Annotated in this window: 15 protein-coding genes; 4 read left to right on the forward strand and 11 right to left on the reverse strand. The window is 51.2% G+C overall.

Annotated elements, in window-relative coordinates; genetic code table 11:
• Positions 1-34 precede the first annotated feature (34 nt).
• On the reverse strand, positions 35-634 hold the full coding sequence (tehB, locus tag ABIC79_RS15640) for a tellurite resistance methyltransferase TehB (protein WP_014416582.1): 600 nt from the start codon (positions 632-634) through the stop codon (positions 35-37).
• A gap of 205 nt (positions 635-839) precedes the next feature.
• Here tehB and ABIC79_RS15645 point away from each other — a divergent pair, with 205 nt between their 5' ends.
• The gene (locus tag ABIC79_RS15645; protein WP_112151504.1) at positions 840-2,081 is read left to right on the forward strand and encodes a diguanylate phosphodiesterase; all 1,242 of its coding nucleotides are present in this window, start codon (positions 840-842) and stop codon (positions 2,079-2,081) included.
• 110 nt (positions 2,082-2,191) lie between these two features.
• On the opposite strand, the gene ABIC79_RS15650 is transcribed toward ABIC79_RS15645, so the two are convergent.
• The 6 genes from ABIC79_RS15650 to ABIC79_RS15675 all read right to left on the reverse strand — a co-directional run bounded on the left by ABIC79_RS15650 (position 2,192) and on the right by ABIC79_RS15675 (position 5,237).
• Complete coding sequence (locus tag ABIC79_RS15650; protein ID WP_014416580.1) at positions 2,192-2,449, reverse strand: biofilm development regulator YmgB/AriR family protein; 258 nt, start codon at positions 2,447-2,449, stop codon at positions 2,192-2,194.
• Positions 2,450-2,548: 99 nt separating this feature from the next.
• Positions 2,549-2,884 (reverse strand): biofilm/acid-resistance regulator YmgB/AriR, encoded by a 336-nt coding sequence (locus ABIC79_RS15655; RefSeq protein WP_223510022.1) that lies wholly within the window; start codon positions 2,882-2,884, stop codon positions 2,549-2,551.
• Positions 2,865-3,158 carry a hypothetical protein gene (locus tag ABIC79_RS15660; protein WP_013577924.1) on the reverse strand — a complete coding sequence of 98 codons (294 nt, stop codon included), beginning with the start codon at positions 3,156-3,158 and terminating at the stop codon, positions 2,865-2,867. The genes ABIC79_RS15655 and ABIC79_RS15660 overlap by 20 nt, the downstream gene beginning before the upstream one ends.
• A 183-nt stretch (positions 3,159-3,341) precedes the next feature.
• On the reverse strand, positions 3,342-3,581 hold the full coding sequence (gene ycgZ, locus ABIC79_RS15665; RefSeq protein ID WP_013577923.1) for a regulatory protein YcgZ: 240 nt from the start codon (positions 3,579-3,581) through the stop codon (positions 3,342-3,344).
• A gap of 171 nt (positions 3,582-3,752) precedes the next feature.
• On the reverse strand, positions 3,753-4,295 hold the full coding sequence (locus ABIC79_RS15670) for a GNAT family N-acetyltransferase (protein ID WP_112151505.1): 543 nt from the start codon (positions 4,293-4,295) through the stop codon (positions 3,753-3,755).
• Between the two features lie 27 nt (positions 4,296-4,322).
• Positions 4,323-5,237: a LysR family transcriptional regulator gene (locus ABIC79_RS15675; protein ID WP_037033142.1), complete on the reverse strand. Its 915-nt coding sequence runs from the start codon at positions 5,235-5,237 to the stop codon at positions 4,323-4,325.
• Positions 5,238-5,351: 114 nt separating this feature from the next.
• Between ABIC79_RS15675 and ABIC79_RS15680 the strand changes: the two genes are divergently transcribed.
• Both ABIC79_RS15680 and ABIC79_RS15685 read left to right on the forward strand, forming a co-directional pair.
• Positions 5,352-6,740, forward strand: a complete 1,389-nt coding sequence (locus tag ABIC79_RS15680) for an MFS transporter (RefSeq protein WP_119262395.1) — start codon at positions 5,352-5,354, stop codon at positions 6,738-6,740.
• The gene (locus ABIC79_RS15685; protein WP_013577919.1) at positions 6,737-7,126 is read left to right on the forward strand and encodes a hypothetical protein; all 390 of its coding nucleotides are present in this window, start codon (positions 6,737-6,739) and stop codon (positions 7,124-7,126) included. The genes ABIC79_RS15680 and ABIC79_RS15685 overlap by 4 nt, the downstream gene beginning before the upstream one ends.
• 56 nt (positions 7,127-7,182) lie before the next feature.
• On the opposite strand, the gene ABIC79_RS15690 is transcribed toward ABIC79_RS15685, so the two are convergent.
• The 4 genes from ABIC79_RS15690 to ABIC79_RS15705 form a co-directional block, all read right to left on the reverse strand.
• Entirely contained in the window at positions 7,183-8,454 is a 1,272-nt protein-coding gene (locus tag ABIC79_RS15690) for a c-type cytochrome (RefSeq protein ID WP_502947775.1), read from the reverse strand.
• A 15-nt stretch (positions 8,455-8,469) separates the two neighbouring features.
• Complete coding sequence (locus ABIC79_RS15695) at positions 8,470-10,239, reverse strand: GMC family oxidoreductase (RefSeq protein ID WP_013577917.1); 1,770 nt, start codon at positions 10,237-10,239, stop codon at positions 8,470-8,472.
• Positions 10,240-10,284: 45 nt separating this feature from the next.
• Complete coding sequence (locus tag ABIC79_RS15700) at positions 10,285-11,010, reverse strand: gluconate 2-dehydrogenase subunit 3 family protein (protein WP_013577916.1); 726 nt, start codon at positions 11,008-11,010, stop codon at positions 10,285-10,287.
• A gap of 489 nt (positions 11,011-11,499) precedes the next feature.
• Positions 11,500-12,522: a LacI family DNA-binding transcriptional regulator gene (locus tag ABIC79_RS15705; RefSeq protein WP_153376355.1), complete on the reverse strand. Its 1,023-nt coding sequence runs from the start codon at positions 12,520-12,522 to the stop codon at positions 11,500-11,502.
• Between the two features lie 359 nt (positions 12,523-12,881).
• Here ABIC79_RS15705 and ABIC79_RS15710 point away from each other — a divergent pair, with 359 nt between their 5' ends.
• Positions 12,882-13,202, forward strand: coding sequence for a PTS sugar transporter subunit IIB (locus ABIC79_RS15710; protein WP_013577914.1), 321 nt, complete (start codon positions 12,882-12,884; stop codon positions 13,200-13,202).
• Positions 13,203-13,240: the final 38 nt, after the last annotated feature.

The raw sequence follows: 13,240 nt of genomic DNA on the forward strand, positions 1-13,240 counted from the left end.
TATGCAGGGTTTGCCTGCGAAGGACTGATGGATATCAGATTTTTCTTGCCAGCAGCGTCGCAAACCGCAACTTGTAACGGTCTCCGTTTTCGTCGCGTTTATGCAGTTCGCCGACATCTTCGTTGTATTTCACGATTTCCCAGCCGCGATAATAATCACGCAGTTCTGACGGCTTGAACGTGAACGGGAAGGGCAGCGGGCAAGGATAATCCGGGCTGTCCATGGCGGCCACAATCAGGTTATAACCGCCCGTGTTGGTGGCCGCATGCATGTCTTCAATAATGTGCGGGATGCTGTCGCGTTGCAGAAACATCATGACCACGGTGGAAAAGATAAAATCATATTCACCGCTGAAACGGTGCGTGTTCAGATCAGCTTCGCTGATATTGATGTTATTCAGTGATTCCGCCGCGATAATATCATTCACTTTTGCGACGCTTATGGCGTTGTTATCCCAGCCCGTCACCTCAAACCCTTTCAGGTTAAGATACAGCGAGTTACGCCCGCTGCCACAGCCTAAATCCAGTGCTTTACCCGGCCGGACATGCTGTGCGGCGTTGATGATTTCTGAGTGGGTACGGGTCAGGCCGTATTTTTCGCTGTAAAAATCTTCTGGTGCGGGTTGTTGAGTCATGCCCTGTTTCCTGTAAATGAATAGAATGTCAGCGATTATCCTCCAAAATGGCAACCGCGCCATTACTCTTAATGGTCACAGGCCTGAGCATCACGGCATTTTTTCACCACAATATGTTAGCGAAGATAATCAATTGAGATTTTTCCGTAAATAAAATTTCTGTTATCGTGAGGTTCATAACTGAAGCCTGCCCTGGAATTTCTTAATGCTTTTAACCCTCGTCTACCGCAGCCACATCAGTGACTCTGTCCTGCCTGCTTCTCTGGAAGAGATGGTGTCGCGAGCCAACATCGGGAATGAACGCAACAGTATTACCGGTATTCTGCTTTTTGACGGAATGCACTTTTTCCAGTTGCTGGAAGGGCCGGAAGAGGCCGTCGATGCTATTTATAATACGATTTGCAGCGATCAGCGGCATAATAATGTCGTTGTTCTCATGCGTGATTACGCGCCGTCGCGCCGCTTCGGTAATGTGGGGATGGAACTTTTTGACCTCAGGCACCATCACGAAGATGTTGTCCTTCAGGCCGTGCTGGATAAGGGGACGTCCAAATACCGGCTGACCTATGAAGACCGCGCGCTTCAATTTTTGTGCACCTTTGTACAGGCTCGTGAAAAGGAAAATTATCTCGAAATTCTTCCGGCGGATTCCTGGTCTTTTATCGCCGATGAGTCACTGAAACCTGAAGCAGGATTTATCTTTCCCGAGATGAAGGATTACAGCTTTACGTATCAGCCCATTGTTGATCCACTGAGTCGCGAGATTACCTCTTACGAAGCCCGTCTGTGCGGTCCAGGTGGCTGTTCTCCGATGGAGTACTTTTCTGCGCTTTCCAGAACAACCATTTATGAAGCTGACCTGAAAACCAAAAAGCTGGCTTTTGCACTGGCACAGAAGATGGGGATCAGCGACAAAACGCTGACAATCAAACTTTTGCCTATGACGTTAGTCCGGGTACCTGATGCTATCGGATTTTTAGTTCATGAGATTACTGCTCATGGTCTGGTTCCGGAGCAGATTGTCGTGGCAATCACCGAGAACGGCGTCGTGACACGCGAAGATAATTTCGTTACAGCGTTGCAACAGCTTAAAGCCTCAGGAATGCGACTGGCGATTGATGATTTCGGCGCAGGATCAGCGGGATTGTTGTTGCTGACTCAATGCCAGCCGGAAAAGATTATGATTGACCGCAATATGATTTGTGACATTCATACCAGCGGACCCAAACAGGCCATTGTTCAGGCCATTATCAGGTTTTGCTCTTCTTTGGAAATATCGGTTATCGCGACGGGTGTTGAAAAAGCAGAAGAATGGATGTGGCTCGATGCGGCAGGGGTGTGTAATTTCCAGGGCTCGCTGTTTGCTTCACCAAGGCTAAATGGAGCACCGGTTGTCGCGTGGCCGGAAGTTAAGCAGGAATATCTGTTAACAAACCGAAATCTTTAAATATCAAAAGTCCGATAAAAGATTTCAGTAAGATTAAATGAATCAGCCGGACAAATATAAAATATTTATCCGGCTGATTCGCAAAGTCTTAACGCTACGCAGGTGATATATTATACGACATCATCATCAGGAGTGCGGTATACGACGTATTCAAGTGCCTCTAAGTATACATCCTGTTTACCCGAATCACTTTCCTGCTCAATTTTTTGAATCAGGTAAAGAATAATATCTTTATGGGTTACCCGTTCTTTCCGATTTTTTAAATTATTATAAATACGGATGACAGTTTCATTTCCGACCAGAAGTTCCGGGTCTTCTGTCAGAATATAATCAGCTAATTTGACATGAGTATAAGACACATCTTGCATTTTGATACCCTCCGCACTTGCTGTTTATGAGTGAAGTCACGTTCGGTTTTCAAAAATGAACGTGAAATTATTAAATATAATAAATCTAATCAGCCGGGATCAGACGCCGGAATTTTCGGGTGTCATACCCACAACCATTTCCAGTGCACTACGCAGAATATCCAACTGCACCACATCGGATGTGCATTCAAGCTGTGTAATCAGGTGCAATATAATGGCTTTATTTGTCACTTTGCCTTGTTCGGCCAGAATGACGCGAATAGCGGCACCCAACACTTCGGTTTCACTCAAAAACAGTTCGCCCGCATTGTTGAAATAGTTATAAACATCTGAGTGATAAACAGAATCTGTCATCGTCTGGGATGGGTTTGAATTCATCGCATCACCCTGATTTAGCGAATGATTCTTTGATGAATCAATGTCTTTTCTTGTCATCGGACGGCCCTTCAGCATTGAAAAAGTGTCGTACATTATCGACATCCCGCACTTCGTAGGTAATTCGCGCACGTTTATCAGCCAGATCATGGCGGATCTCATTAATAATCCGCTCGCAGGCACTTTTCCGATTTATGTTGTCAGCACTTGCAGCCATAAACTGTAATTGTGCGATGAGTCTGTCAGTCGATATCGGGTTCTTCGATTTAAGCAAGGAAATTACGGCCTCACCTATCAGCTTATCAGTCAGTCTTTCTTCATTACTTCTGTACATATTAGCAGCCTCTGAATATATGCCGGCCAAAGTTCTTGGGCAGATTAGCTTCAGGTTCAGAGTTGGTACTTTACGCCTGAGGGCATAAAATTTGGTAGGCTGTGAATTAATCAAGCCCGCATAATATGTCGAACTGAAATGCTATGAAGCCAATCTTTGCACTATAATCTTAATCAGGGTGGATCATGAATCTCGTTCAAGTACCAGACGGATAAGCTTCATATAATGCTTTTCCTCTTCTTCACTTCCAGCCGCTTCAACACGATTTAAAAGTTTTGAACATAAAGCTTTGCGATTGAGGTTCTTTCCTGCCTCAAGAATTTCAACAACAACGCGCCCCATTGTTTCCTCTTCAGAAAAGACCTGACTGTATAAGGAATGAGACGTGTCCGGGGCCATTCCGTTGTGTCTGTTCTGACGCATAATTAACCCTTATGTTAATAGATGTGTGAGTAATGATTGCCTGTGTGACTATAAAGTTATACAAGATATAGAAAGTTGTACAGGTATTTTTAGAAAAAAAAAGCTAGCAATGCCTGAGACTCAGAATTTTCCGATCTCAGGCGGGGGACGATCGCCCAAGGTGGTTTTATGTCAGCTGAACGATGGGCCGCTGACTGTGCGCGGGTTGGTCTGCCGGTAAAGGTAACTGCCCGTGCCATGGAGCGGATCGCCCTCAAAACCCACTTTCTGCATGCCGATTTTTTCCAGAACGCGCTGTGAAGCCAGATGATTTTCACGTACGGTAGCCGAAATCCGCGGTATGCCCAGTTTCTCAAAACCGGTGCTGAGCGCTGTGCTGGCAAACTCCGTTGCCAGTCCTTTTCCCCACGCTGTTGTCGCAAAGCGATAGCCAAGAAACACACGGTGATTTTCGTAGCCTTCACGGATACCCAGCCCGCCGAAACCGATAATCTGATCCGGTTGATGATTGTGCGCAATGGCCCAGTGCCCGTAACCATTATCCGGCCATTCCCTCAGCCAGTTGTTCAGTTTTTCCTGTGCTGCCGCGATGTCCGGCAATGGCCCGCGCGGGTTAAAAAGATTGGTTTTCGGATCGCCGTAAATAGCAAAAAACGTGGGAATATCCTCAGCCGTAACAGGCCGGAGCAGCAACCGTGATGTCTCGATGATCATAATGAATGTTTCCTCCCGTGAGCTGAGTTAAATCTTAGCTTGGGCGGGGAACTCCGCCAGCCGGCTTTGCAGAAAATCAATAAAGCTTCGCACCTTTTCAGGCACGTGACGGGTGTTAGGATACAGCGCGAAAATGCCCTGTGGCGGAAAACGGTGACCGGGCAGCACATGGCATAAACGCTGTGCGTCGATTTCCGGCTGCACCAGCCAGTCCGGCAACAGCACGACGCCTGCACCTGCCAGTGCAAAGGCTAACAACGCCGAGGCGCTGTCGGCCACAATGGCGGGCGGCGTCGTCACGCGAAACGGGTTTTGCTTTCCCTGAGCATCAGTGACCGGCCAGCTCATAGGTAACGGCAGACGGCTGTGAGCGATCCACCGGCTTGCGGCCAACTGGTCCGGCGTACTGATGTTTCCGTGTTCGCGCAAAAAGGCCGGAGATGCCACCGGCAGTATACCGAAACGCCCGAGTGCGGCGGCGTGATGACTAGAATCAGTCAACTGGCCGAGACGGATCGCCAGATCAAAACGTCCGGCGATCAGGTCGTCGTGATGTGAAGAGGCGACGTGCTGAATGCGCAGTTGCGGATGCAGTGCAGAAAACGCCGCCAGCGCCGGAACCACCACGCGCGCGCCGTATTCCGGTGTACTGGTGATCCGCAACTGACCGCTCAGGCCAGCGTGATCACGACGCACGTCGTCGAGCACCGCTTCGGCTTCCTGCAATAAATCCTGACAGCGTTGATAAAAGCGTTCGCCTGATTCCGTCAGTGCCAGCCGCCGGGTACTTCGGGTCAGCAGTGCGACGCCAGTTTCACTTTCCAGTTGCTTCACATTAAAACTCACTACCGCTTTGGTCAGCCCGAGGGAGACTGCTCCGCCGGTAAAACTGCCTGCGTTAACCACCGCGACGAAAATCTCCAGCCGCTGTAAATTCAGCATCCTGTGCGTCCTTACTGTCAAAATAATTTTGACAGTGTAACTGCACCGCGTCCGTTTATCCGTAAGAACTTCTCCGTTACATTGCCCGCCTTTACCCATTGTGGATGCGTAAGAATGAGTCACAGGGCGCGGGTTGCCGCAGTGTATTTGCTCGGTTTTTTCGTTGATCTGATCAACATGTTTATCGCCAATGTGGCGTATCCCGGCATTGCACGGGAATTTCAGGCACCAGTCAGCGCGCTGGCGTGGGTCAGTACCGGATATATTCTGGGGCTGACACTGGTTATTCCGCTCAGCCGCTGGCTGGCGGGGCGTTTCGGTGCGCGGCGGGTGTTTATCCTCTCGCTGACGATTTTTATGCTTGCCTCACTCGCTGCAGCGGGCGCCGCAAGCCTGATCACGCTGATTGGCTGGCGGGTTTTGCAGGGGCTTGGCGGCGGATTGCTGATCCCGCTCGGGCAGACGCTGACTTATGCACTGTACCGCAGCCATGAACGCGCCCGGCTGTCTGCGGTGATCATGCTGGTCGGGCTGCTGGCACCGGCGCTGTCTCCGGCTCTCGGCGGCATTATCGTGGACAGTTTTAGCTGGCGCTGGGTGTTTATTGCCAGCCTGCCGCTGTCGTCGCTGGCCTGGGTTCTGGCACTGTGCTGGCTGCCGCAAACGCCGCGTGAACCGGCAGGGAGGTTCGATCTGAAAGGATTTGCGCTGCTGAATGGCGGGCTGGCGCTGGTGCTATGGGGGCTGACATCTCTGGGCGAAAACAGTGAATGGCTGAGCGGCAGTGCATTATTCGTGGCCGGTGCAGGGCTGATGACGATGTTTGTACGGGCATCGCGAAAACACCCTGAGCCGCTGCTGGATCTGACGCTGATAAAAGATCCGTTATTGCGCACCGGCATGCTGATTTATCAGTGTATTCCCGGCGTGTTTACCGGCGTCAGCCTGATTGCCATGCTGTATCTGCAGAATGAACACCACTTCTCGGCGGCGCAGTCGGGCGGGCTGATGTTGCCGTGGTCACTGGCGTCATTTGCTGCCATCAGTTTTACCGGCAAAATGTTTAACCGGCTCGGGCCGCGGGCGTTATTTATTCCGGGCTGTCTGATTCAGGGCGCGGGTATTGGTTTGCTGGCGCTGCTCAGTGTGTTTCCTGCAGCGCCGTGGCTGGCAATCGCGGCGTTTACGTTAATGGGGGCGGGCAGCAGTCTGTGCAGCAGTACGGCGCAAAGCGCTGCGTTTTTACATATCCGTACTGAACAACTGGCTGACGCCAGCGCCCTGTGGAACATCAACCGCCAGCTGAGTTTTTGTCTTGGCGTGACGCTGGTCAGCGTGATGCTGAGTGCCTGGCAGCTTTCTGTTCCGGCATTCGCCTATCCGCTGAGTTTCACCGTTGCGGCGTCCAGCGTCATTATTCCCATCATGTTGTGTCTGCGGTTACCGGGGCACGCCATTATTCTGGAACGGCTTCTACAGGAACACCAACAGGAAAAGTTATGAATCGTTTTGTGAAAGAAGTGTTTGATGCGCATGGGTTAATTCAGCGCTGGTTTTCAGACTCCGCTGCACCTGGGCAGGTTTGTGATGAACTGCTGGCGCGGTTTAGTCCGGCCTATTCGATGGTAACGATCACCGGCCACCGGCTGGATCATCCGGCATTGTGTGCTTTTTTCAGGGCGCAGCGGGGCGCGAAAAGCGGGCTGAAGATTGAGGTCGAAAAGCCGGTGGTGATTGCTGAAAGTGAAAAAGGCGCGGTAGTCGCGTATCAGGAACGCCAGCAGTTGCCCGGCCAGCCGGAAACACTGCGTTATTCGACGGTGTTATTTGTGGTGGATGCAGAAGGGAAAATTCTGTGGCGTCATTTGCATGAAACGCCCGCTGCCTGATCGCCTATAAAAAAACGGCCTTCCGTGAGGAAAGCCGTTTGAGCCTGCAAAAGTGATTACTTCGTCAGGGTTTTTCTGACTTCGCTGACGTCTTTCGCCGTCACTGCCGGTGCGTTGTTGCCCCAACCTTGACGGATAAAGGTCGACAATTGCGCCGCTTCTTCGTCCGTCAGACGGCTGGCAAAGCCCGGCATCACAAGCGTTGACGGCGCCCGTGCCGTTGACGGTTGCTGCGCGCCCGCCAGAATGGTGTGGATCAGCCCGGTCGGATCTTTCGCGTTCACAATCGTTGCCTGACCCAGTTGCGGGAAAACGCCCGGTGCACCTTTGCCGGTGACAAAGTGGCAGGCGCCGCAGTTATCCAGATACAAACGCTCGCCTTCGCTGAGGTTTTTCGCCGCCGTCAGTCTGGCTTCGGTCGCGCTGGCTTTTTGCGTGTCCTCTGCCGGAACCGGCGGGTTACCGCCCAGGAACTTGATGTAGGCCGCGATGGCTTTGAGGTCGTCATCGGTCATGTGTGCGGTACTGTTTTCCACCACAGACGTCATTTCGCCACCAACTGCTGCTTTGTCATTACGCCCTTTGCCCAGATAATCGACAATTTCCTGCTCGTTCCAGTGCGCCACGCCGCGCAGGGAAGGCACATCCCAGTTATTCAGACTGCCGCCTGCCAGGAAATCAGAGTCGCTGCTGTCCAGCGCTTTTTCGTTCATGCCGAAACCGCGGGGAGTATGGCAACTGCCGCAGTGCCCGAGACTTTCCACCAGATACGCACCCCGGTTTACCTGCTCAGAAGCGCCACCGATTGGCTGGAAAGGTTTGTCAGACGCGAATGCCCAGTTCCAGAAACGCATGCCCCAGCGCTGGCTGAACGGGAAGCTCAGATCGGTCTCAGGCGGTTGTTCTGCGCTCGGTTTTACGCCCTGCATAAAGTAAACGTAGAGCGCGTGCATATCCTGATCGTTGATTTTAGCGTAATCCGGATAAGGCATTGCCGGATACAAACGGGTGCCGTCCGGCAGAACGCCTTTGCGCACTGCATCCGAGAATTGTGCTTCGCTATAACCGCCAATACCGTGGTCTTTATCCGGTGTAATGTTGGTGGAATAAATGGTGCCCAGATTGGAGTTGATCGCCAGCCCGCCTGAAAACGCCGGTTTCCCCGCCACCGTATGACAGGCGCCGCAGTCGCCCAGACGCGCCACATATTCGCCCTGTTTGATCAGCGCTGCGTTGTCGGGTTGTGTATTGGTATCCGCCTGCGCATTCGCCATAAAACCCGCACCCAGCAGCAAGGCGTTAGCGATAAATAAACTTTTGAGTTTCATCCTGTTCATCTCCGCTTATGCCTGAACCAGTGGACCAGGGTTTTTCAGGTACTGATCTTTAATCGCCTGCGCCGCCATCAGGGTGATCGCACCAATGGTGTCCGTCGGGTTAGCCTGGAAGTTTTGCGGGAAAGCGTTACCGCCCGGCACAAATACGTTATGCACATCCCAGCTTTGCAGGAACTTGTTCAGCGCCGAGGTTTTCGGGTTATCGCCCATCACCGCGCCGCCCACGTTGTGGGTAGAGACGTATTTGGTCAGGTCAAAATGCGCGTCCATCGGCAGGAAGCTTTCGCTGTAACTGTCCGGGTTCAGCTCTTTGGTGATATTGCCCACGATGCCTTTCAGATATTGCTGCAATTTGAGTTCGTTCTGTTTCCAGTCGAAGGTCATACGCAGCAGCGGATAGCCATATTCATCTTTGTAATTCGGATCCAGATCCAGATAAATATCGCGGTAAGACTGGCAGGTGGTGGTGATGCTGATTTTCATCGAATGGCCGTACCATTCTTCCATGCCTTCTTTCCAGCCGGTGCCCCACGCAGGCGTGCCTTTTGGCAGCGAGGTGCTGATTGGCGTGCCGGTGGCCTGCGAACTGTGAATTTTCGCACCGCCGATAAAGCCAAGGGAAGGGCCGTCGAAGTTGCCCGGAGAGATATCGTTGAACATCTGGCCGGTGGCGCCTGCGGTGGCAAACGGATTGAAGTTTTTGTCTTTGAAGAACAGCGTCGAACCGCCGTTACTGAGGAACGCATAGTTGCGGCCAATCACGCCTTCTTCGGTGATCGGATTGTAAGGCTTGCCGATCCCGGACAGCAGCATCAGCCGCACGTTGCAGAACTGGAAGCTGCTCAGTACCACGATTTTCGCTGGCTGGAAGCACTCGTTGCCGTCTGCATCCATGTAGATCACGCCTTTGGCGGTTTTCTTATCATCATGCAGTTCGACTTTCAGCACATTGGCATGCACTTCATAAGAGAAGTTATCCATGCGTTTCAGCGCGTCCATCACCGCCGTTTGCGGCGACGCTTTCGAGTAGTTCAGGCACGGGTATTTACTGCAATAACCGCAGTAGTTACACGGCGCGATCTGGTTACCGTACGGGTTAGTCCAGGCGCGGGACACGCAGGCTGACGGGTTCGGGAACGGGTGGTAGCCCATTTTTTTGGTGACTTCAGCAAACATGCTGCTGTTGAGCGTGTCTTCCAGCGCAGGCAGCGGATACGGCTCGGAACGTGGCCCTTCGAACGGATCCCCGCCTTCCATAATCTGACCGCGCAGGTTACCGGTTTTGCCGGACTGACCGCAGATATGCTCAAACTTAGTGTAATACGGCTCAATTTCATCCCAGGAGAAAGGGAAATCCATGATCCGCATGTCTTCCTGCAGGATGCCTGGTTTGTAGGCTTCGTCAGCGTAAGTTTTGAGTTTTAAATCGGTCGGCGTCGGGCGAATCAATACCGCCGTCCAGTGCAGACCGGAACCACCCACGCCGGTACCCGGCGCGAATGCACCCCATTTACGGGTTGGCAGGGCGGTTTCACTCATGTTGTAACGCACGGTGACAGCGGCTTCAGCCGGCGTCGCCATGACTTTATTGCGTACCGCGTAGGCATATTCGTCCGCCGGTTTCGGGTAAGCAAATTCTTCGTAGCCGCGATCGCCGCCACGTTCGAGCGCACGAACGGTCAGGCCCGCCATCGCCAGCTCGATACTCATCAGCGAGCCAGCCCAGCCGAGGCCGACAACAACGACGTCGACTTCTGGTTTAGTTACTTTTGCCATCTTTAATCCTGTCAGTCATCAGAAAACGGTAATAGGGCGAGGCACTCAGGCACGCGCGCCCTGCAGGCTCACAGGCCCCAGCGGATACGGGACATTGTGCTGCTTAACCCACTCAGTGAAACTGGCGCGAGCGCCGGGGAAGCCGATGGCAATCCACGCCTTCATCCCTTTGTTCCCGCCGTAGATCGGGTCTGCCAGATAGCCATGTTTGGTGTCTGAAAGCAGTTCGCTGAAGAATTGCGAGGCGACAAGATTTTCTTCGCCCGCATCGGCAAATTTGATGCCGTTTTTCTGCAACTGCGTCAGCACATTGTCTTTGTCCTGATCGGCCAGTTCATGGAAGGCTTTCTGATGATTTTGCTGACACCAGGCGTTCGCAATACGAATGCCGGTTTTGTAGATTTGCTGCGGACGGAACGGGATCTGATACCCCATCGTCGCCGGAGCATGCACGTTGAACGGGCCCTGCATATAGATTTCTTCGCCGAAATCGCCGTGCATTTGCTGATCGATAAAAATCGGCACATTGGTTTCGAGTGCGCCCGGTGCTTTGCCTTTGCCACCCGCAGGGATCAGGCGGTCAGCGGCGGCCATAATAAACTGCCACTCATCGGCGCTGAAAAATATCGGCTTATATTCGAGTAAATCCGGGGCAGCCATTTCTGCAGCTTGTGCCGCTGACAGCCCTTTCATCATGATGGTCCCGACAGGCAAAGCCATCAGCGACCCAAGTAAAAACTTGCGACGGGTTGTTTTTTTTTGAAGGAGCATAGAATTACGACTCTCACATGCCTGATGTTAAGTTTGGGTTAATTATTATTATTTTTTGGGTACAAATCGATAATATCACCGCTACATCTAAAATAAATGAATAAATTCCCCATGAACTATAAGGCGGGAAATGCATTAAGGAGTTCCACGGGTTTAATTTGATTTAAAGTCTCATTAAATCAATGAGATATTGATTGTTTTTATTGTGAATGGCTAAGGGGGAAATAGCATTGTTTATCAAAGTATTCTTCATGATTTTGTGGGTTGAATTTAGATCAATATAATTCCGCACGGAAAGTTTCTGTTATTTGTTGTTATGAATGTTAGCTAACATTTTTAACAAATAAGAATGAGTTTCAATTGTCGGGGTTATTTATAACCGGGAAAAATATAAAGTTGAATTAATTATGCGGACAACTCACTCCCCTGCGAAGGGGAGGGTTGGGGTGGAGTATTATGGTTAAAACAAAAGCTGAAGTGTGCAAGGCGCTAAGCTGATTCCCGAATAACCAGTTTGTAACCCATATCAACAATCGGTTCATCAACCGCGATGCCTTCAATTTTATCCGCCAGCATATCTGCCGCGCGGATGCCTAAATCCCATTTTTCGACGCTGACGGTGGTAATGGCAGGGCGGTTATGGGCGGCAAAATTCAGGTCCGCGAAACCGATCACCGAGAAATCATCCGGCACGCGTAAACCCTGCGATTCGGCTTCCATGATTGCGCCCTGCGCCAGGGTGTCGGAGCTGCAAATGATGGCGTCAAAGCGGTGATCGCTGGCGAGCAGTTGGCGCAGTGCCTGGCGTCCGACTTCCATATTCGCCGGACGGGAAACAATCACTTCTTTAATGTCGTGCTCAGGAATGGCCCGCAACACGCTGATTGCCCCGTTTTTACGCACCATTGCGCGGCGATCGGAAGCACAGATAAAGCCAAAACGCCTGAAGCCTTTGCCGAGGAAATAGTCACCGATGGCATTGCCGACTTTTTCGTGCGAGAAGCCAATCAGCATGTCAATCGGTGTGGGCGTTAAATCCCAGATTTCTACTACCGGGATATTGGCGTTAAGAATGATTCTTTTCAGTTCCGACGTGTGATGAATGCCGGTCAGCACAATCCCGTCCGGTCGACGCGAAAGCAGGGTGGCGACAATATCGGTTTCATCTTCCGGCTCATAGCCGACAATACACAACAGCATGTGATAACCCCGTGCCGCCAGTTGGTCGCTGATGGCCTGCACGGTATCAACAAACATATTGTTGTTAATCTGCGGCACGACGACGGCAATGAGTTTCGTGCGGCTGGTCGCCAGACCACCGGCCAGCATATTGGGGATGTAACCGGTACTTCTCACGGCTTCCATCACGCGGGCAATGGTCGCCGGGCGCACGACTTTGGGATTGTTTAAGGCGCGGCTGACCGTCATGGGTGAAAGGCTGGCGGCCTGAGCAACATCTTCGAGCGTAGCCGTACGGGAACGGCCTTTCTGAGCATTTATTTTATTATTCAAAGCGTTGACCACTGAATTATGGCGTCAAAATAGTAATGTTTGCGCAATCATTGCCAGTTTCTCATATTGTCCCCTGCTTGGGTAAGTGTAAATGTTAACTTCTTGTTGCGTGGCCGTGCGTCTTTATCTTATTTATCCTCGCGAGTTATTTACCCAAAACGTGAAGGGAGTCATAAGGGATGGTCAAGGAGAGACAATTTCTATAAGTTCCGAATTATCGCGCCCTGAAGTGATGCCGTATACTGCTTTCAGGCAGAGACGATTCGTTATCTTCAATTTATTTGCTCTGAATACATTCTCGCAGGTGAAGGAAAAACCGTTGCCTGAGCTGCAATTTATCGGGATATGAGGGTTTTATCATGGAAAAGAAAGTCATTTATTTGTTTTGCTCCGCCGGAATGTCAACCTCGTTACTGGTTTCTAAAATGAAGGTTCAGGCTGAGAAGTATGAGGTCCCGGTCATTATCGAAGCATTTCCTGAAACACTGGCTGCAGAGAAAGGTGCGGCAGCCGATGTCGTTCTGCTTGGGCCGCAAATTGCCTATATGCTGGATGAAATTAAAAAAGTCTTGCCGGGTAAACCGGTTGAAGTGATCGATTCTGGCCTGTACGGCAAAATTGACGGGTTAGGTGTTCTGAAAGCAGCCGTTGCTGCGATCAAAAAAGCAGCAGCACAGTGATCTTACGTTTTTCCTTATTTTAAAATTGAACGTCTTTA

Origin of the sequence: Rahnella sp. 2050 (genome assembly GCF_040544515.1) — a bacterium.
In the GTDB taxonomy this organism is placed as follows: Bacteria; Pseudomonadota; Gammaproteobacteria; order Enterobacterales; family Enterobacteriaceae; genus Rahnella; species Rahnella aceris.